This window comes from Stieleria tagensis, from assembly GCF_024129865.1.
Taxonomy (GTDB): Bacteria; Planctomycetota; Planctomycetia; order Pirellulales; family Pirellulaceae; genus Stieleria; species Stieleria tagensis.
Genome location: NZ_JAMYFE010000085.1, coordinates 11,928 through 31,250, shown reverse-complemented (window position 1 = coordinate 31,250; position 19,323 = coordinate 11,928). Strand labels below are relative to the sequence as shown.

At 57.3% G+C, this 19,323-nt stretch carries 12 protein-coding genes; 9 read left to right on the top strand and 3 right to left on the bottom strand.

The window, feature by feature from the left end; translation table 11 throughout:
* Positions 1 to 330: 330 nt before the first annotated feature.
* The 3 genes from NHH03_RS19785 to NHH03_RS19775 all read right to left on the bottom strand — a co-directional run bounded on the left by NHH03_RS19785 (position 331) and on the right by NHH03_RS19775 (position 4,996).
* Positions 331 to 1,482 carry an alanine racemase gene (locus NHH03_RS19785; protein ID WP_253158868.1) on the bottom strand — a complete coding sequence of 384 codons (1,152 nt, stop codon included), beginning with the start codon at positions 1,480 to 1,482 and terminating at the stop codon, positions 331 to 333.
* Between the two features lie 53 nt (positions 1,483 to 1,535).
* Positions 1,536 to 3,680 carry a LamG-like jellyroll fold domain-containing protein gene (locus NHH03_RS28230; RefSeq protein ID WP_253158867.1) on the bottom strand — a complete coding sequence of 715 codons (2,145 nt, stop codon included), beginning with the start codon at positions 3,678 to 3,680 and terminating at the stop codon, positions 1,536 to 1,538.
* Positions 3,681 to 3,781: 101 nt separating this feature from the next.
* Positions 3,782 to 4,996: a threonine/serine exporter family protein gene (locus NHH03_RS19775; protein ID WP_253158866.1), complete on the bottom strand. Its 1,215-nt coding sequence runs from the start codon at positions 4,994 to 4,996 to the stop codon at positions 3,782 to 3,784.
* 222 nt (positions 4,997 to 5,218) lie between these two features.
* Between NHH03_RS19775 and NHH03_RS19770 the strand changes: the two genes are divergently transcribed.
* From NHH03_RS19770 to NHH03_RS19730, 9 genes are all read left to right on the top strand, one after another.
* Positions 5,219 to 5,782, top strand: a complete 564-nt coding sequence (locus NHH03_RS19770; RefSeq protein ID WP_253158864.1) for an RNA polymerase sigma factor — start codon at positions 5,219 to 5,221, stop codon at positions 5,780 to 5,782.
* On the top strand, positions 5,779 to 7,071 hold the full coding sequence (locus NHH03_RS19765; RefSeq protein ID WP_253158862.1) for a hypothetical protein: 1,293 nt from the start codon (positions 5,779 to 5,781) through the stop codon (positions 7,069 to 7,071). Before NHH03_RS19770 ends, NHH03_RS19765 begins: the two co-directional genes overlap by 4 nt.
* Entirely contained in the window at positions 6,986 to 8,194 is a 1,209-nt protein-coding gene (locus tag NHH03_RS19760) for a hypothetical protein (RefSeq protein WP_253158861.1), read from the top strand. Before NHH03_RS19765 ends, NHH03_RS19760 begins: the two co-directional genes overlap by 86 nt.
* 541 nt (positions 8,195 to 8,735) lie before the next feature.
* A complete protein-coding gene (locus tag NHH03_RS19755) occupies positions 8,736 to 9,152 on the top strand; it encodes a hypothetical protein (protein ID WP_253158859.1) in 417 nt (138 codons plus the stop codon).
* A gap of 129 nt (positions 9,153 to 9,281) precedes the next feature.
* The gene (locus tag NHH03_RS19750; protein ID WP_253158857.1) at positions 9,282 to 10,235 is read left to right on the top strand and encodes a dihydrodipicolinate synthase family protein; all 954 of its coding nucleotides are present in this window, start codon (positions 9,282 to 9,284) and stop codon (positions 10,233 to 10,235) included.
* A gap of 36 nt (positions 10,236 to 10,271) precedes the next feature.
* Positions 10,272 to 11,732: a sulfatase gene (locus NHH03_RS19745; protein ID WP_253158855.1), complete on the top strand. Its 1,461-nt coding sequence runs from the start codon at positions 10,272 to 10,274 to the stop codon at positions 11,730 to 11,732.
* A complete protein-coding gene (locus NHH03_RS19740) occupies positions 11,732 to 14,851 on the top strand; it encodes a sodium:solute symporter family transporter (protein ID WP_253158853.1) in 3,120 nt (1,039 codons plus the stop codon). The genes NHH03_RS19745 and NHH03_RS19740 overlap by 1 nt, the downstream gene beginning before the upstream one ends.
* Entirely contained in the window at positions 14,848 to 16,341 is a 1,494-nt protein-coding gene (locus NHH03_RS19735; protein ID WP_253158851.1) for a sulfatase, read from the top strand. Before NHH03_RS19740 ends, NHH03_RS19735 begins: the two co-directional genes overlap by 4 nt.
* A gap of 2 nt (positions 16,342 to 16,343) precedes the next feature.
* Positions 16,344 to 19,322 carry an exo-alpha-sialidase gene (locus NHH03_RS19730; protein WP_253158849.1) on the top strand — a complete coding sequence of 993 codons (2,979 nt, stop codon included), beginning with the start codon at positions 16,344 to 16,346 and terminating at the stop codon, positions 19,320 to 19,322.
* The last annotated feature ends 1 nt before the right edge of the window (position 19,323 follow it).

Genomic DNA, 19,323 nt, shown 5'->3' with positions numbered 1-19,323 from the left:
CCTGACCCTAGGCTAGGCTGTCGAACGCCGTTGGCGTAATGAGACCGCAACCAGAGTCAAAAACTTCGCCACATGGTTTTCCACGGTTGCGGCCGCTGGCGTGCCGCTGCGGAGACAGGCCTGCTCGTGCTAGCTCAAGACGTGAGGCGATTGTTCAACCTCACCCTGAAAACCCCCGCCTTGTTGAGCCGTGAGCGAAGCTGCACGACCTCCAAGCGGGAGAGTGAATTGCATAAGCGCAACTTCAAGACGCGTGAGCGAGGGATTTCGCCAGCTAATGGGATCCCTCGCTGACGCGTCGGGTTACCAAATCAACCGTCCGGGCTCGGGTCATGCAATCGCTGTCCGCGCGGCAATCTTCACGGACGTCGTCCCGAATGGATCCGAGGTCACGAGGGTGGCCCTGTCGTAGCGTGAAACTGTCGGGCAGATGTGTTTGGGGAATGCCCAGAAAGTTTGCCCGACCGCAACGGCATGACTGCTGGGAAGCGAGAGCACCAAGTGTTCTTCACTATGTCCGGCAATCGTCGCGTCCTCCAGGCCCTGGATGCGAACACGCTCGGCAAGTGGCATTTCTGATGCGATGGCTTTGTATCCCAAATCCAAACAAATCCGCTGGAATCCGGGCGGGTCCGATCCGATGGGTTTGCTGATCACGCGAGTCAACACGGCGGCGGCGATTTGAAACGGCAATTCGTCGTAGGATTCTCCGTATCCCCAGTCCCACAGCGTGCTGGTACCGGGGCTGAATTGCCAGCGGGTCAGTGACGTTTGGTTTGCCACCGCTTGAACCCATAGAGCAAACGTCGGCGTGCCGCCGACAATCACCGTGTCGATCGGATGCACGGTTAAAAATGTGACAAGGTCCGCCAGGATGGATTGGACCCCTTGCCGCCGCAATTCCAATTCCGGCTCATGCAAATGCCCATCATAAACGTGCAGTCCCTGGAATCGCAGTGCTGGCATTCCCGCTAGGCCGCTGATCAGCCCAGTCAAGGGATCGCCGATCGTCACGCCGGTGCGATGCATCCCACAATCCACGTCGACAAATACATTCAACACCAAACCGGCAGCCTGTGCGGCTTGATCGATCTGAGCTGCGATCAGCACGTCGTCGATCGCGACCGCAAGTTCACACTCGGGATACTGTCGGCAGACTGCCACGAAGGCGTTGATTTTTTCGCCGACAGGTTGATGTGCTAACAGGACCGACGTCGCACCCGCGGCGGCCGCCATCTCCAGTTCACCGATCGTCGACGCTTTGAAATGACGGATACCGCGATCGATCTGCATCCGTGTGATCGCGTCCATCTTGTGCGTTTTCAAGTGCGGTCTCAATCGATCCAGTGATGATTCACCGCCGGCGATTTGAACCATCGCCTCTAAATTGGTTTGAACCACCGATTGCAAGACGCACAACTGTGGCGTGACAAGCGAATCAAACAGATCAGTGGCTGGAAAGCGAGCAATCGAATCGGACATTCGGGTGGGAATTCGGGGAGTGGGAATTGGAGCGGGCGGTGATTGGTTGAACTCTACAGGGCGTCGGGGCCAAGTGATTTGTCGAACACTGCAACTTCGTCGATCCGGCCTTCGAAATTGGATTCATTGTCACAGCGCCCGCCGATGAACAGATTTTCGAGATCCGCCCGGGCGCCGACTTGCCCACTGATTTCCGGAGTGGTTGAATCGTTTAAATACACGTCGACTTGATCACCGCTGCGGACCAGCATCAGCCGATTCCAACTCCAACGTTCAATCGGCGTCTTGCCAATCAGTTGCTGGTCGGTGCCGTGCTGGAAAACCAGATAGCCAGGCGTCGTTTCGGTGCCACCGATCCCCAGGTGGTCTCCGTGCCCGGTGATCCAGTGCGGGTGGTCACATGAGACCAGCCAGCCAGTGGTCGATCGCGCATCGTTGGGCACACCATTCCAAAACGACAGGATGATCGTGTAGTTTTCGCCGATGGATTCCAGCCGTGTCTGCATCCGGCCGCCTGCAAAGTGGGCACAACGATTGACTTGACCGTCTTCGGTGAACGACTGCTGTGTGCTGCCTGGCAAGTAAAAGACAACGCCGGGTTCATACATCGCCATGTGTTGATGCCCTGACACGTCCGCCGCGGTCGGGCCTTCCATTTCGTCCAGCCGCCAATAGGCAATCGGTTGTAAATCCAACAGAGCTTGCGCAGCTGGGCCGATCGACTGACGCGGTCGTCGGCGGGGTTGGTCGGCAACTTGTTCCAGCAGCGAGATCGCGTTGGCGGTGATTTTCGGTTCGGCTTGCACCTCCAAGCCGGCCGACCGGGCGGCCCACGTGTTGTATCCGCCCAGCACGTGCTGCTCCGGCGGCGGGATGTATCCATCGGCGCCGTTGGCCAATTCGATCACCATGGTTTTTTCGAGTGGGCTGTGCGATTTGATCTTTAAACCCGTCAGCGCATAGGTCTCGGTGGGAACGGTTGCAATCGCCACATCACCGATTCGTATCGCTTGCACCACCACTTCGGTCGATTGCATTTCGTCTAGCAAGACCTGTTCACGGGCATAGACTTCGACGCGGCTGGTGGGCAATTCACCGTTCAAACCGTCGGTGATTTGTTGGCCCCACTGCAGTCGCTGTTTGTCGGGAACGCGATAGTCCAGTTTCAAACGGCGTTCGGCCATCGCCAAGTCGGCGTCCGACGAGTACTCGATCGAGTCGTAGGCCTCGGTCGCGATCGCTAGCAACGCTTGCGTGTAACCTTCAATCGTGGTGTCATCGCTGCCGGTCCAAGTCACATAGTCGCGGCGCCAGATGTCACCGCTACAGCCGTGTGACAACAGCCCCACCGGGCGCGGTTTCGATGCGTCGGCAGCGGCGTTTGCCTTTGCGGCAATATGTTTCTCCATGCCATCGCAAAACAATCCAAAATAGTCAGCACTGATCGGTTGGTCGCCGAAATAGTGCATCGAGAAATTTGCCAGCACGGCGATCGGATCTCCGTCTAACGACTGGAACGCCAGCATCGACAGCGTGGGATCCTCCGGTCCGCTCGGTCCGGTGACGTCTGCCATTTTTGTCGCCGCGTGCATGTTGGCTCTGACCGTGCGATTGCCGAATGGATCCTCCCCGGCCCGGTCGGTCCGCAAGACCCAGCGTCGCAGCGCGGTGAATCCTGCTGCCTCGGCGGTGCCCCAACCAAATTTTGCCGGTTGTAAATTCGCTTCGGCGGTGACCAACGATTCGATGATCCGCTCGCGAAGTAGCGGGATGTAAGAGAGGTCGGGATCGGTTCCCAGCGCGCCAAAGGCCGAAGGAGCGGTGTGCGTGTGTGTGGCGGAAATCATGATTTGGTCCGCACGTAATTTGGTTTGCGCGGCGACACGGTGTTTCACATCGTCAATGATTTCTTTGGGAATCATGCAGCTGTCGACGACGACCATGCCAATTTCTGAATCGCCCTGTCGCATCACCAGGGCACGCGCATTGACTCGGGTTTTGATTTTGTCGGCGGTATGCGACAGAAAACTGCCGTTGACGATCACCGGCAGTTGTGTCGGTGACACATCCACCACGGCGGCACCGACTTGAAATGCGTCCGGCGAATCGGCAGAGGCCGAACCTGCAATGCTCCCCGCCGCGATCAAGACGAAGAGGGCAAGGGTTGAAAACGCCGAGGGGAGGCGGGATTGGATCACTGGATTCTCACTACCATATCGCGTGTCGCATTGAATGTTCAGCCGACAATGTAAACCAATCCCGAACCCGACGTGATCCAGACAGGTTCATGACTCGGTGGCTACAGGATTCGACGCGGCGGCACGACCGCGTTAGAAATCAACAGCCCGCCAACCAGACTGGAACCGATCAAGATCATCGCAAATCCGTACTGAACACCTTCCACAGTCTGTTGTTCCAGAAAGGCACTCATCGATCGATAACCCAGCGATCCGGGAACCAAGATCAACATGGCCGGTGTCTGGGTAACCAGGGCTGGCAGGTTTCGCCGCCGCGCATACAGATTGCTGGCACAGCCGACCGAAAATGCGCCCAGAAACGCGGCGACCTCGATGCCAAAACGCGGTTCCACCGTCCAGCTGACGGTGACGCCAAAAATCGTGATCAGCGTGATGATCGGCCACTGTTTCACCCGAGCTCGGTAGACGATCGCAAACGCCACCGGCGCCGTCACCAATGCCAGCCAACGCCACAGATCGTCTGGTGGTGCGGGGCGGGGAAACGGCAGCCGGTAATCGCTAGCCATTCGCCAGACCAACGTCACGCCGACGAATAGGGTGGCCAGTGAAACCAGCGCGCCGGCCAGGCGGGCCACGCCGGCCGACAGATGGCCCACCGCCAATTCAGTGAGCGCCACTGTCAATCGCAATCCAGGGATCAGTACAATTAACCCCGCCAGCGTGACCAAGCGGTCGTCCATCGGCACCCAATAACGTGCCAACAGCAGAGAAACCGATGCTGCGGCGACGCCTGCGACCGGTTCCAGCAATCCCATTTCCCATTGCCAACGCTGGTGTAACGATTCGATCATTGCCACCAACACACCGACCATCGCGGCCGCCGTCACTTCCCATAACGATCCGCGGAAAAACACGGCGACTGAGGCGCAGGCGACCGCGCAGGCCAGCACGTACAGACGATGGCTATACAGACTTTCGCCCTGATGGATCGTTTCTAATTTCAGTCGTGCCGCTTCAGTCGACAACGTTTTGTCTTGGACCTGGCCCAGCAGTCGGTCAAAGCGGATTAGTTTATCGACGTCGATTTCGCCAGAGTGGACTCGTCGCACGACCGTGATTTCACCACAGCCGGATTCTGCCAGCGAGATCACCAATGCCGTGGGTGTGTACAAGAACTCGCTGCGCACGTCCAAGGATTCGGCAACCCGGGTCATCACGCGTTCCAGGCGGTGTGAGGGGGTGCCGTAGCGATGCAACATCAGCGCCGATTCGATCAGGAACGATTGCGTCGGCGTTAAAGGGAGTGGGGCTGTCATCGTCGCGGTTGTAAACCGCAGCGGTCCCAACGTGAAGTAGATAGGATGGATCCGCGCGGCAAAAATTAATTGCCATTTCCCCAAAAATCTTTTTGAGATCGTCGCCGGTGCACCAGTCTAATCGACTATCGCTAACCACTGAGTTCCATGATGGATGCCGCGTTTTCGAATCCGTATGAACATCATCGGCTCTGTCAACGCACTCGTGCCCGGTCACGGTCGATGGAAAAATCACTGACCGAACCTGAATTCGCCGGGGCGGTGTCCGACGCGATGCCGCAGTTGGTTGCGGTGGCACGGCGGCTAGCCGGCGATGACGAATTGGCCGCCGAGGCTGTTCAAAATGCATTGCTACGAGCCTCGAAATCCTGGCGCCGCTTCCGTGGCGGGGCACATGTCAACACCTGGCTGACCAAAATTGTCATCCATTGTGTGCGTGACGCGATTTCCGCACAGCGGCGGCGGACCGACCGAAATCACCACTACACGTCCTCCCCAGACGACGATGGCCTGTCCCAACAAATCGAAGATCCCCGCCGTGGCCCCAGTCAACAAGCGCTGGACCGTGAATGTCGCATCGCAATCCAAACCGCCGTGCGAGCCCTGCCGGACCGCCAACGCGAAGTGTTCAGTTTGATGGTTTGGCAAGGCATGTCGGCGCGGCAGGTCGGCCAGTTACTGGAGATCAATCCACAAACCGTGCACGCCAATCTGCACGCCGCCCGCTGTCGATTGCGAACGATACTGGATCCCTACGTCAACGATAATCGGGATGCGAACCCATGACTCCAGACGAATTAGACCGATTGATCCGCCATGCCGATCCGGTGGACTCTGGCGATTCCGACGCGCTGTTGGAATCGAGTCGGCTGCAGTGGACGCAGCTACGCCAACGACGCGCCAGCGCGCGCAAGCGTCTGACGCTGTCACTCGCCGCGCTAGGGCTGTTTGCCATGCTCGGCGGGATCACGGCCTGGGTCACCAGCGGCAATCAACGACCCGGCAAGACCGTGGCCGAGAACACCGTTGTTGATCATACGAAGACGACACAAACGCCATCGACCGAGGTCGTCGTTGCCGCGTTGCCGGAAACTGCGAACAAAGTCGCCGCGCCGTCGGTCGCCGCATCGGACGAGGTGGTGTCCGGTGCTGCGAAGACCGCGCCGCCGGAAGACATGCCGGAAACCATGCCGGAAACCATACAGCCGGAACCCGCGCCGTCGGAGGCATCGATCGCGTTCGCCAATTGGGTTGATCAAGCCGGGCCGGTCGACGGTGCCGCCTGGCGCCAGGCCCGTGTCGAATTGATGCGTCAAGACGACCAAACACAGCGTGCCACGATCCGTCTGGTACCGCAACTGGAAGACGCTCGACAACGCGCTCGCGGTTTCCTCCTGGTCACCCAGGCCGCGGGCGCTTCCCAATCGGCGTTGCTGCGCTACTGGTTGGACGACCCGCGAATGCGATCGCTGGCCTGGCGTCGATTGACAGAAACCGCATCGCTCGACCAAGCCGCTCAGATGGTGTCGCTGGCGCGCAACAACGAAGAACGACTGGCGGTTTGCCAGGCGATCACGGCAGCCGGCGGGCCACAGGCGGTCATGCTGCTGTTGGAGTTGACGCACAGCCATGCCTGGCGAACTCCGGTGCGAATGGTTTGCAATCGCCTGCAACCCACCCAGATCCGCTCGCTGGTCATGTTGATGCGGGAACGAGACGTCGCGCTGCGCACCGCGGCGGCATTCCTGTTGGCTTCGGTCCCCGGCAGACAACTCGATCAATCCGTGGCCCAAATGATTGTCGATGGACGCTTTCGCCAACCCGCCTATTTGGTCCTGTTGGCACGAGACACACCGCAGGCCAGAGCGTTTCTGGCTCAAGCCGCTGCCCAACCGGAGCTCACTCCGGCGCTGGTCTCGGCTCGCGCGCACTTTGCAACCATGGAAGAACAACTTCAACGCTGGATCAAAGACTCCAAAGGAACCTACGATGAACAAACCGAGACAACACAACCCTCATTGCCCAAGCTTGCTGGTGGGGCTGACTTTGATCGTCGCCGCAGTGTTGCCAGTTAGTACGACGGAAGCTCAGAATTTTGCCCCGCCGGCGGCTAAGCCTACGCCGTTTGAAACCAAAGTCTATCGAATCGGTGATCTGCTCGACGCGCCGATGATGTTGGACGATGAAGAGTCCTCATCTGGCTCGACGCGCCGCAACCGACAACGTGCTCCTCTGGGCGGAATGGGTGGCGGCGGCATGTTCCGTATCCCAGACAATATTTTGCCGCAATTTGGCGGTGGAATGGGTGGCATGAGCGCGGGCGGGGGTGGAATGGAGATGGGTGGCGGTGGAATGGGCGGGCTGGGCGGCGGACTGGGCGGCGGACTGGGCGGGGCGGCCGGCTATCAACTGGCCGACCACATGACCCGCGAAGCTTTGGAAGAGATCGTTCTGAATCACTTGGCCAATGATGACACCCGTTGGCAATCGCTGCACGGCGAAGGCGGTGAGTTGTCGATTGTTGGATCGATGATGATCGTCACGCACACTCCGGCGGTGCAGCTGCGAGTCAAGAATTTACTGGACGCGCTGCGCACCGGAAATCAAACCAGTCCGACCGTGCAAGTTGACGTACGGATCGTCGAAGTCACTGCGGAGAAAGCGGTCACGCAGCTGACGGCCGACACCCAAGCCATCGCGCAACTGGCCGACGACAGTTCGGCGGCGCGACTGTCGCTGCGCTGCGGCAATCATCGCGTTGCCAAAGTTTCCTCGGGTTTGCGCCGCAGCTACATCGTTTCGTTGACCCCAGTTGTCGGTGGAAACATGGGCATCGAATCATCCTCCGCGATGCCGCAAACTCACATCGCCTACCAGCCGGTGACCTACTCGCCGTTGTTGGGCCTGTTCGGCAAAATCAAACCGGAAATTAATGAAGACCAAAAGACGGGCCGCATTCATTTGGGAATCGAACTCGCCTCTGGCCCCGAAGAAGTGATCTCGGCGACCTTCGGCACCGGACAGTCGGTCGACCGAGTGGAAATTGAATCCGCACGACTTGAGACGAGCGTTGCCGCTGCGGCCAACAAGTGGACGTTGGCCGGCAGTGTTGCCGTTTGCAATCCGACCAGCCGAATCACTTCCGGCGAAGCGTTGCCGCACTTGGTCGTGCTGGTGCGCTGGGTGGCCGTTGATTAGCGTCAGCGACACCGGACACGCCAAAGCGTGAACTCTGGCGGTGACTGGTCCAACCCGTTGGAGTTCAACCTTTAGGTTGTTTGCCTTGGTTTACGGCAGATGTGGCCGGACACGCTAAAGCGTGAACTCTGGCGGTGACTGGTCCAACCCGTTGGAGTTCAACCTTTAGGTTGTTTGCCTTGGTTTGCGGCAGTTGTGGCTGGACACGCTAAAGCGTGAACTCTGGCGGTGACTGGATCCAACCCGTTGGAGTTCAACCTTTAGGTTGTTTGCATTGGTTGCCAGCAGTTGTGGCTGGACACGCTAAAGCGTGAACTCTGGCGGTGACTGGTCCAACCCGTTGGAGTTCAACCTTTAGGTTGTTTGCGTTGGTTACCGGCAATTGTGGCTGGACACGCTAAAGCGTGAACTCCAACGGTGACTGATCCAACCCGTTGGAGTTCAACCTTTAGGTTGTCTGCTTTGATTTCCGCCGGTTGTGGCCGGACAAGATAAATCCTCCACACCAACTGCTGCGATGAAAACTGTTATCCTTTGAGACATGTTTAAATGGCTCAAAAAAATTGTTTCCGGTTCCACGCCCCCGGCTCCGCCGACGGGTTCGACCGTCGTGTCCAAAGCGGCTTTGCAACAGACCTTGCAAATGGCGACGGTCTGGGAGGTCGTGGATCGTTTTCTGGTGAATAACCCATCGCCCACCCCGTACGGCGTGCATGCACTGGTGGATGCCGGTGCAGCAAACTTGATGGAATCGTCAGAATTGTTTCAAGTCTGTGAGAAAATTCAGGAACACGGTTATCAATACCCGTTGAATCCGACACTGCGAAACGAGTTGGACCCCAGCGAGTTGCTCGAGTTTCTCCGCTGGCACGGACAGAACCGAATCGAAAAAGAGTACTACGCAAACGAGTCGACGCTGCGGGAATTGATCCAGCAGTTTCGTCTGTCGCACCGCTAAGGGCTCTCGGTAGGGGCCGCCGCTTTTGGTGGCCCACCCACTTGCATTTTGCGTTCGGGCCATTAAAGTCTATAGAGATTAGGCTTTGCAGTGCACCCCGCTTTTTCGCCCACCTCCCAAACGATCGATATGGCAAACGTTCTCAACAGTGATTCCGCCAATGCGTCTGAAACGCCCGCCAAATCGCTCCGGTTGAAAGGCATCGTGCCACCATTGGTGACGCCACTTCGAGCGCGTGATGCACTGGATCATGACGGTTTGCAACGATTGCTTGATCATGTGATCGAAGGCGGCGTCGGCGGCGTCTTCATTTTGGGAACAACCGGCGAAGCGCCCAGTTTGGGGTATCGTCTGCGTCGTGAGATGATCACTGAATCGGTGCGGATTGTGGCCGGTCGCGTGCCTGTTTTGGTCGGCGTGACCGACACCGCTTTTGTCGAATCGGTGGCGCTTGCCGAACACGCCGCCGAATGTGGCGCGGACGCGGCGGTGCTGACCACGCCGTACTATTTTCCCGTCGGCCAGACCGAACTGACCCGTTACGTACAAAACATCGTTCCGCAGATTCCGCTGCCGTTGATGCTGTACAACATGCCGGGTTTGACCAAGGTTTGGTTCGAAATCGAAACGCTGCGGGTGTTAGCAGAGTTGCCGTCCATTATTGGTGTCAAAGACAGCAGCGGCGACCTGGATTATTTCCAGCGGGTGTGCGATCTGAAATCGGTTCGCCCCGATTGGTCGATCTTGATTGGTCCCGAAGCCAAATTGCCAGAAGCGATTGCGATGGGTGCCGACGGCGGCGTCAATGGCGGTGCCAATGTGATGCCACAAGTTTTCGTGGACTGCTACCAAGCGTTGGTCGGTGGTGACCGCCAGGCAGTGGAATCCGCGATGACCAAAATCAACGCCTTTCAAGACATCTACGAAATCGGCAAGTACGCGTCGCGTCACATCAAAGCGACCAAGTCCGCATTGTCGTTGATCGAGATCTGCGATGACCTACCCGCTGATCCATTCAATCGTTTCTTGGAACCCGAGCGGCAACGCGTGAGAGCGATTTTGCAGCAAGTCGGCTTGGTCTAGTACTAACCAACACGGTTTCGAGAACGAGGTTTTGACATGCGAATGATTCTTCTGTGCATGATGATGTTGTTGCTGTCGATCGGGCTAACGCCGGCCATCGCCCAACCCCCTAATGTTCTGTTTATCGCTGCGGATGATCTGCGCTGTGACCTGGGGTGTTATGGGCATCCGGTCGTCAAGACGCCGCATTTGGATCGACTGGCGGCGCGGGGGACACAATTCAATCGAGCCTACTGTGCCCAAGCGCTTTGCAATCCGTCGCGCAGCAGTCTGTTGACCGGGCGGCGGCCGGACACGTTGCAGCAATATGATTTGGCAAAGCACTTTCGCGATCAAATTCCGGATGTGGTCACGCTGCCACAGCATTTCAAACGCCACGGTTATTTCACGCAAAGCATCGGCAAGATCTTTCACAACTGGCAGACCAAGATTCAGGGTGATCCCGATTCCTGGTCGGTGCCGGCGGTCATGCACTTCAATTCCCACCGCCGCGATGTGGCGGAGGTCGACGGCGAATTGCCGCCCAATCTGGTCACCACGCTTCGCTGCGAATGTCGCGACGTGCCGGACAACGCGTACTTTGACGGACGCATCACCGAGCTCGCGATGCAGGCGATTCAAGAGCGTGCGAAATCAAAAACGCCGTTCTTTTTAGCCGTCGGATTCTGGAAACCTCACCTGCCGTTTAACGCCCCCAAAAAATACTGGGACCTGTACGACAGGGATCAAATCACGGGGCCGGTTTGCCCTGAGTGGCCCGAGGACACGCCGCGGATTGCTTGGCACAACAGTCAGGAACTACTGGGGAAATCCAAGCCGGTCACGTTGACGCCCAGCGACCAGCAGCAGCTACGGCATGGTTATCTGGCCGCGATCAGTTACATGGATGCTCAAGTCGGCCGGCTGCTGGAAGAACTTGATCGCCAGAATTTGACGGATTCCACATTAGTCGTTTTCTGGTCTGACCATGGGTTCCAGCTCGGCGATCACACGCTGTGGTGCAAGACATCGAACTTCGAACTGGATGCCCGCGTGCCCTTGATCATCGCCCCGCCGCAAGGCAGTCAGGTTCATCGCACCGATGCGATCGTTGAACTGTTGGATCTGTATCCGACCGTGACTGATTTGTGTGGTCTGCCAGCTGCTGTCGGTCCCGAAGGTGTCAGTCTGCGGCGGTTGATCGATGGCAGCCAAGACGCTGTCAAAGCAGCCGCACTGACGCAACACCCGCGACCGGCGTACTACGGCAATGCGATGAAGGCGATGGGTCACAGCATTCGCACACCGCGTTTTCGTTACACCCAGTGGTTGTCGTCCGAGGACGATTCACTGATCGGTGCGGAATTGTATGACCACGACATTGATCCGGCCGAATCGGTCAATCGCGTTGACCATCCGGAATACGCCAGCGAATTGGCAAAATTGAAACAGACGCTCTCTGGACTCACCGCGGGCAGCATGGCTGCGAGCAAGACAACCGCAAAGGTCAAACCGTGATGTTTGCAGCGACCTTTTTTAGCGGCTTGGATTGGGCCGTTTTGATTGCCTATTTTATTGGCATTTCAGCCATCGGCGTGGTGTTTTATCGTCGCAATCGGTCGGCTGACGATTTCACCGCCGGCGGGCGATCGCTGCCCGGTTGGTTGTGTGGGATGTCGATCTTTGCAACCTATCTCAGCAGCATCAGTTATTTGGCGCTACCGGGCAAAGCATTTGTCGACAATTGGAATGCGTTTGCATTTTCGCTTGCACTGCCACCGGCCGCCTGGATCGCGGTGCGATATTTTCTGCCGATGTATCGGGCCTCGGGCGAAGTCAGCGCCTATTCGCTGTTGGAACGTCGATTCGGATTGTGGGCTCGTCTGTTTGCCAGTTCGTTTTACCTGCTGTTCCAGATCGCTCGGATCGGTGTAGTGATGTACCTGATGGCATTGCCGATGGCCGTGTTGTTTGGCTGGGACATTCGCACCTTGATCGTGTTGACCGGAGTCATCGTCACCGTTTACTCGTTCATCGGTGGCATCACCGCAGTGATTTGGGCCGACGCGATTCAAGCGTTTGTGTTGTTGGCGGGGGCACTGTTGGCACTGGCGATCTTGCTGGCTGGCATGCCCGATGGTCCGGGGCAAGTGTTTGAGACTGCCGCGAGCAACCACAAGTTTTCTCTCGGCAGCACGTCGCCCTGGATCCTTTCTCAGCCGACGCTGTGGGTGGTGCTGGCGTATGGCTTGTTTGAAAATATCAAAAACTTTGGCGTCGACCAAAGCTATGTCCAGCGTTACATCGCATCGAGCAGTGATCGCGAAGCTGCCAAAAGCATTTGGCTCGGGGCCCTGTTGTACGTTCCCGTCAGTGCGTTGTTCTTGTTCATCGGCACGGCACTGTTTGCCTACTACGAGAGTCACCCCGCTGACATGCAGCAAGTCCGCGAGGTGGTGGCGACACAGAAACTGATGCAGGCGGGTGTGTCACCTGATTCGGCGGGATATCAATCGCAGTTGCAGCAGACGGCGGCCGGATTGACCGAAGTCGACATGGGCGACCGTGTGTTCCCGCATTTCATCGCCGCTCACCTGCCCGTGGGGGTTCGCGGATTGTTGATCGCCGCCGTCTTTGCCGCCGCGATGAGTACGGTTTCGACGTCACTGAATTCGTCTGCAACTTTGGTGATGAGCGATTTTTATTCGCGTTTGTTCAGGCCTGATTCCAGTGATCACAGTCGCGTTCGTGTGCTGCGTGGGGCAACCGTTGTGTGGGGATTACTCGGTACGATCATGGCGCTGATTTTGGTGCGTCTGACCAATAGTGTGTTGGATATTTGGTGGACTCTGTCCGGCGTGCTTGGCGCTGCGATCATCGGTTTGTTTTTGTTGGGCATCACATCGCCACGCCTTCGTTCTCGGCCGGCAATTGTCATTTTGGGTTTGGGCGTCACCCTGATCGCTTGGATGACGTTTTCGCAAACCGATTTTTGGCCGGAAGAACTAGCATCGTATGCCAGTCCGTTCCACGCATTTTTGGTCATCGTGCTGGGGCCGATGATGATGGTCGTGCTGGGGCTGTTGGCCCCACCCCAAGCCAAGCGGCAATCGATCGCCACCGTGCTGCTGATCACCCTGACACTCGGTTGCTGTGACAGCGTGGTTTCAGCTGACGATACCGCGGTCGATAAACGACCCAATGTCGTGATGATTGTGACTGATGACCAAGCTCCCTGGGCGTGGGGCAAGGCTGTGAATCGAGGACAGTACAGCGATGTCCCCGCAGCCCACACGCCGAACCTGGATCGATTGGCCAGCCAAGGAGTGACGTTTGATCAATTCTATTGCACCACGCCGGTGTGTAGTCCGGCTCGCGCAGCGATGATGACCGGGCGTTATGCCAGTGAATTCGGGATTCTGGATTTCATTCCGCAGCCTGGACACAAGCTTTATGATCCGGAGCATCCGGTGGCGCTGGATCCACAACGCTCCACGACATTCGCCAACGTTCTGCAGCGCGATGGTTATGCAACCGGGCTGGTCGGCAAATGGCACCTGGGCGATTGGTCCGCCAGCGGCAACCTGGATCAGCACCCGACGCAGTTTGGATTCGACTCGTTCATGGGACTGACCGGCGGCGGAACCAGCCCCCAAAATCCTGAACTGGAAGAGCACGGGGAACTGAAAAAGTTTGCCGGTCTAACGACAGACATCCTGACCGATCGAGCGATCGGTTTCATTCGTTCCCATGCCCAGAACCAAGCTCAGAAACCCTTTCTGTTGTGCCTGCACACCCGAGCTCCGCACGGGGCGTGGTTACCGGTTGCCCCGGAGGATTGGCAGCCCTACGAAAACATGGATCCTGCGATCCCCAGCTATCCGGATCTGGACACCAAGTCGATCAAACGCAAGATGCGTGAGTATTTGGCCAGCGTCAGTGGCGTCGATCGTAACTTGGGTTTGATTCTGGATCAGTTGGATCAACTGAAACTGACCGACAATACGGTCGTCATCTTCACGTCGGACCACGGTTACAACATGGGGCACAACGGGATCTGGCACAAAGGCAACGGAATCTGGGCCACCAAAACCCGGCCGCCGGGAAAGACCCATCAAGGGACGCGTGTGATTTCTGACAAGTATCGTCCTAATCTGTACGATCTATCGCTACGTGTCCCGGCAATCGTTCGTTGGCCGGGTGTGATTGATCCGGGCAGCACGATCCAGGCAACGGCATCAAGTTTAGATTGGTTTCCGACGCTGTTGGAAATTGCCGGAGCCGAACCTCCAGCGGACAAGGTCATGCGCGGTAGCAGTCTGGTGCCACTGTTTCGTGGCGATCCGGCAGCCCAGCGTTCGCCCGACTTGTACGCCGAATACAGCATGATTAACTACGCCGTCGCGTCGCTGCGTTGCTATCGGACACCGGAATTCAAATTGATCCGTGACTTTCATAACCAGGGGCGGGATGAATTCTACGACTTGCGAAATGACCCCGCCGAATCAAACAACCTGATTGACGACCCGAGACCAGAGATTCAGTCGGCGATCATTTCGTTGGATCAGAAACTGACCGCGCGCATGACGGAGCTTTCCGATTCTCTGTTGGATCCTATCAAGGTGAACTCAAAATGATGCGAATCGTGATCGGACTGTATTCGCTATTGATCTGGACTCTGGTGGTGAGTGTCGTTCAGGCCCAGTCGGCCGACACCCCGAAGCAGCCCAACATCTTGTACTTGCTGGTCGACGATCTGGCCTGGTCGGATTTGGGATGCTACGGGCACCCCTGGCACCAAACGCCAAACATCGACCGGTTGGCTGCGTCGGGAATGCGGCTGACCAATGGCTACGCCCCGGCGCCGATCTGCAGCGCCTCGCGGGCGAGCATTCAGACGGGGAAAACGACGGCGCGATTGGGATTTGAGTTCGTTACCAAAGACGCAGCGGGCAGCCAACAAATCGACTTGCCGACCCGCTTGACCGCCCCACCGTTCCAATTGAATTTGCCACTGGCCGAGCGCACGATCGCCGAACGTTTAGGCGATCTGGGGTACGAAACAGCGTTCTTTGGTAAGTGGCATCTCAATCAACACCACAACGGGTACTTGGGATGGAGCCCCACGCATGGTCCCCGGCAACAGGGTTACCAAGTCGCGGTAGAAGATTTTGGTGCTCACCCCTACGCGTGGAAAAAGAAACGTCCGAAATCAATTGATGTCGACGGCCAATTCGCAGCCGATACCTTGGTCCAGCAAGTCTGTGACTACGTTTCTCAGCCACACGACCAGCCATTTTTCGCACTCGCGTCATCGTTTTATGTGCACACGCCCGTCAAGACACCCTGCCAGTGGCTGACGCGACAGTACGATGCGACGATTCCAGCGTCGGTTAAGAACCGGGATCGCCGTGTCACCTACGCCGCATTCTTGCAAACACTCGATCATCACATCGGTCAGATTCTTGATGCCCTCGACGCATCGGGACAGCGAGATCAGACCTTGGTGGTGTTTCAGTCCGACAACGGTGGTCATCCGGAGTTCACCGGTAATGGTCCACTGCGCGGATCCAAATGGAACTTGTATGAAGGTGGCATTCGTGTGCCGTTGATCGCCAGTTGGTCGGGAAAGATTCTCGCCGGTTCGACCAGTGACGCGCCGGTGATCGGCTACGACCTGCTACCCACGTTTGTGGAACTTGCCGGTGGAGCCGCTGAAGACGTCGACGGCCAAAGTGTCGCGGCGCTGTTGACCGGTTCCGCAGCGCCAGGAGACCGAGAGTTGCTGTGGCATTTTCCGTATTACCATCCAGAAACCGGGTATTCAAAAGCGGCGGGTTCAATCGGCGTGGACGATTTTGTCGTCAGCCGAACGCGTCCCCAGTCCGCGATCCGCAGCGGCCATTACAAACTGCTGTGGTTCGCCGAAGATGATCGTGTAGAGCTCTACGATTTGCGCAGCGACATAGCTGAACAACATGACCTGACGACGACGCTTCCACAGATTGCAGATCAGTTGAAGCAACGACTGCTCGGGAACCTGAAGCGTGTCGGTGCGAGAATGGCCGTGGCCAGTGAAACGTCCCACCTTGCTCCTCCCTCCCCCCACCTCCATACCAACAATTAACCATGCACCAACCGTGTACCAAGCATCTGCTTGCCCTGTGCTTTGCGATCGCCAGTTTGAATCTGTCGGCCGCTGATCCGCAGTGGAAATTGCAACCGCTGCGATACAACAATCCTGGATTAGAAGTCGACTTAGGGGTCGGGTTATGGGCCTGGCCGATGCCGATGGACTATGACAACGATGGTGATTTGGACTTGCTGGTCGCTTGTCCCGACAAACCCACCGGCGGTGTGTACTTTTTTGAGAATCCCGGTGACGACCAAAAAGACGGCGACACGATGCCGGTGTTTAAACCGGCTGTGCGACTGGGCAATGCTGGCCACAACATGCAGGTCAGTTATGTCGATGGCCAGCCGCGGATTTTGCGTCAGGGTGCGGAATACGTGCGGGATGAATCCAGCGGCGAGTTTCAATTCGACAAACCGCAATCGATTTATCCTCGTAGCAATGTGCACGAGCACAGGGTCCGTGCCAACATGTGGCGTTACGTGGACTATGACGGCGACGGCGATCAGGACCTCATCGTCGGCACCGGGGACTGGACGGACTATGGTTGGGACAATGCGTACGATGCGATGGGGCGCTGGCGAAATGGTCCACTGCGCGGCAACGTTTACTTGATCAACAATGAGGGTTCCCAAGAGCAACCCCAATACAGTTCGACACCGCAGCGGTTGCAAGCCGGCGGTGGAGACATCGACGTCTACGGCTGGCCGTCTCCGAATTTCGCAGACTTCGATGGCGACGGCGATCTGGATTTGTTGTGCGGTGAATTTTTGGACGGGTTCACTTATTTTGAGAACATCGGTTCACGGACCGCACCGGTCTACGCCGCGGGGGAAAAACTGAACAACGATCAAGGTGATCCGTTGGTCATGCACCTGCAAATGATCACGCCGACCGCGATCGACTGGGATGATGACGGTGACATTGACCTTGTCGTCGGTGATGAAGACGGACGTGTGGCATTGATCGAAAACACCGGCCAGTTGTTGGACCGTCAACCGGTCTTTCAAGCACCACGCTACTTTCAACAGCAAGCCGACACACTGAAGTTCGGTGCACTTGCCACGCCGTTTGCCTATGACTGGGATGGCGACGGTGACGAAGACATCTTGTGCGGCAACACCGCCGGCAACATCGGCTATTTTGAAAACCTGGGCAGCGGTGCGGATGGCCAACCAAAATGGTCGGCGCCTTCATTGATCACCGCCAAAACCGCCACCGACGACCAAGTCAAAGAGTTCCGTGTACTGGCCGGCCCCAGTGGATCGATCCAAGGTCCCTGTGAAGCCAAATGGGGCTACACCACGCTGTCGGTCGCCGATTGGGATTCCGATGGCGATCCGGACATCCTGTACAACTCCATTTTGTCGCGGGTCCAGTGGCTGCGCAACGACGACGGCACCTTGGTCGCGGCCGACATGATCGGCACACCGTCCGAACAACCGCCGCGTTGGTATTGGTGGAAAACCAAATCAAACGAAGCCATCACACAGTGGAGAACCACACCACTGGCGATTGATTTTGACGGTGATGAAAAACTGGATCTGGTGTTGCTCGATCAATCCGGCTATTTGACATTGCGATCCGGTGGTGGAAAAGCAGAACGTGTCTTTGTCGATCCGGCAGGCAAACCCTTGCAGTTGAACCAGCGATCCTGTGGCGGATCCGGACGGATGAAACTAGCGATGGTCGACTGGGATGGTGATGACCGATTGGACTTGCTGGTCAATTCCGAAAATGCGACCTGGTATCGCAATTGCGAAGATCGTGACGGCAAAACGGTATTGAAGAAGGTGGGCAACTTGGCCAAACGCAACGTGGCCGGACACACCTCCAGTCCGTCAGCCTGCGACCTGGATCGTGACGGCAAACCGGACTTGATGGTGGGCGCCGAAAACGGGCGGATCTACTACATCAAACACGACGACTGCCAGACCTTTAGCCCCGATGAAATGTCCGCTTCGCCCGAACAGGATTCGCCTGCGCCACGCGTCCCCGGTTTGGTCAGCGAAGAATTTATCTTTAACAAACCGCCGACCAAGGAGTGTCACGCGTCGACGATTTGCCAAACCAGTCGTGGTTTGGTCGCATCCTGGTTTGCCGGCACAAAGGAGAAGAACAAGGACGTCGGGATTTGGACCAGCTATCACGATGGCAGCAAGTGGTCCTCGCCGAGTCAGGTTGCCACCGGTGTCCAGCATGACGGCCTTCGTTATCCCTGCTGGAATCCGGTGCTGTATCAGTCGCCCGGTGATGGTCCGACGTTGCTGTTTTTCAAAGTCGGCCCAAGTCCGAGCACTTGGTGGGGAGAAATGATGGTCAGCTACGACCGTGGGCGAACCTTTGTCGATCGCAAGCGATTGCCAGAGGGCATTGATGGACCGGTTCGATGCAAACCGATTTTGCTGGGCGATGGTTCGCTACTCTGTGGATCATCGACCGAGGATGAAGGCTGGCGAGTGCATTTCGAGCGAGTGATGTTGGAAAATGGAATGCCGGTGGGAACGTGGCAGCGGATCGGGCCGATCAACGACGCATCGAAGTTCAATGCCATCCAACCAACATTGTTACGCCGCGGCGACGGAACACTCCAGGCACTGTGTCGAACCAAGGAGGGCGTGATTGCCAGTACACATTCTGGTGATGGCGGTCAGACATGGTCTCCGCTGACGGCCACCGAATTACCGAATCCGAACTCGGGGATCGAAGTCGTCTCGCTGCAAGACGGTCGGCACCTGCTGATCTACAACCACTTGGACAGTGGTGCGTCAGGATGGGGGCGGCGTGGCGTGATCAATCTGGCGATCTCCGATGACGGTGAAAGCTGGAAATCGATCGCGGTGCTGGAACAGGAAAAGGGTGCGGAGTTCAGTTATCCGGCCATCATTCAAACCGATGACGGGATGGTCCATGCCACCTACACCTGGAAACGCAACAAGATCAAACACTTGGTGATTGATCCAGCCGCGTTTTAAT

Coding starts and splice junctions, on each gene's coding strand:
- NHH03_RS19760 (WP_253158861.1), top strand. CDS start 6,986: ATGAACAAACCGAGACAACACAACCCTCATTGCCCAAGCTTGCTGGTG.
- NHH03_RS19755 (WP_253158859.1), top strand. CDS start 8,736: ATGTTTAAATGGCTCAAAAAAATTGTTTCCGGTTCCACGCCCCCGGCT.
- NHH03_RS19775 (WP_253158866.1), bottom strand. CDS start 4,996: ATGACAGCCCCACTCCCTTTAACGCCGACGCAATCGTTCCTGATCGAA.
- NHH03_RS19750 (WP_253158857.1), top strand. CDS start 9,282: ATGGCAAACGTTCTCAACAGTGATTCCGCCAATGCGTCTGAAACGCCC.
- NHH03_RS19770 (WP_253158864.1), top strand. CDS start 5,219: ATGGAAAAATCACTGACCGAACCTGAATTCGCCGGGGCGGTGTCCGAC.
- NHH03_RS19745 (WP_253158855.1), top strand. CDS start 10,272: ATGCGAATGATTCTTCTGTGCATGATGATGTTGTTGCTGTCGATCGGG.
- NHH03_RS19735 (WP_253158851.1), top strand. CDS start 14,848: ATGATGCGAATCGTGATCGGACTGTATTCGCTATTGATCTGGACTCTG.
- NHH03_RS19785 (WP_253158868.1), bottom strand. CDS start 1,482: ATGTCCGATTCGATTGCTCGCTTTCCAGCCACTGATCTGTTTGATTCG.
- NHH03_RS19730 (WP_253158849.1), top strand. CDS start 16,344: ATGCACCAACCGTGTACCAAGCATCTGCTTGCCCTGTGCTTTGCGATC.
- NHH03_RS19765 (WP_253158862.1), top strand. CDS start 5,779: ATGACTCCAGACGAATTAGACCGATTGATCCGCCATGCCGATCCGGTG.
- NHH03_RS19740 (WP_253158853.1), top strand. CDS start 11,732: ATGTTTGCAGCGACCTTTTTTAGCGGCTTGGATTGGGCCGTTTTGATT.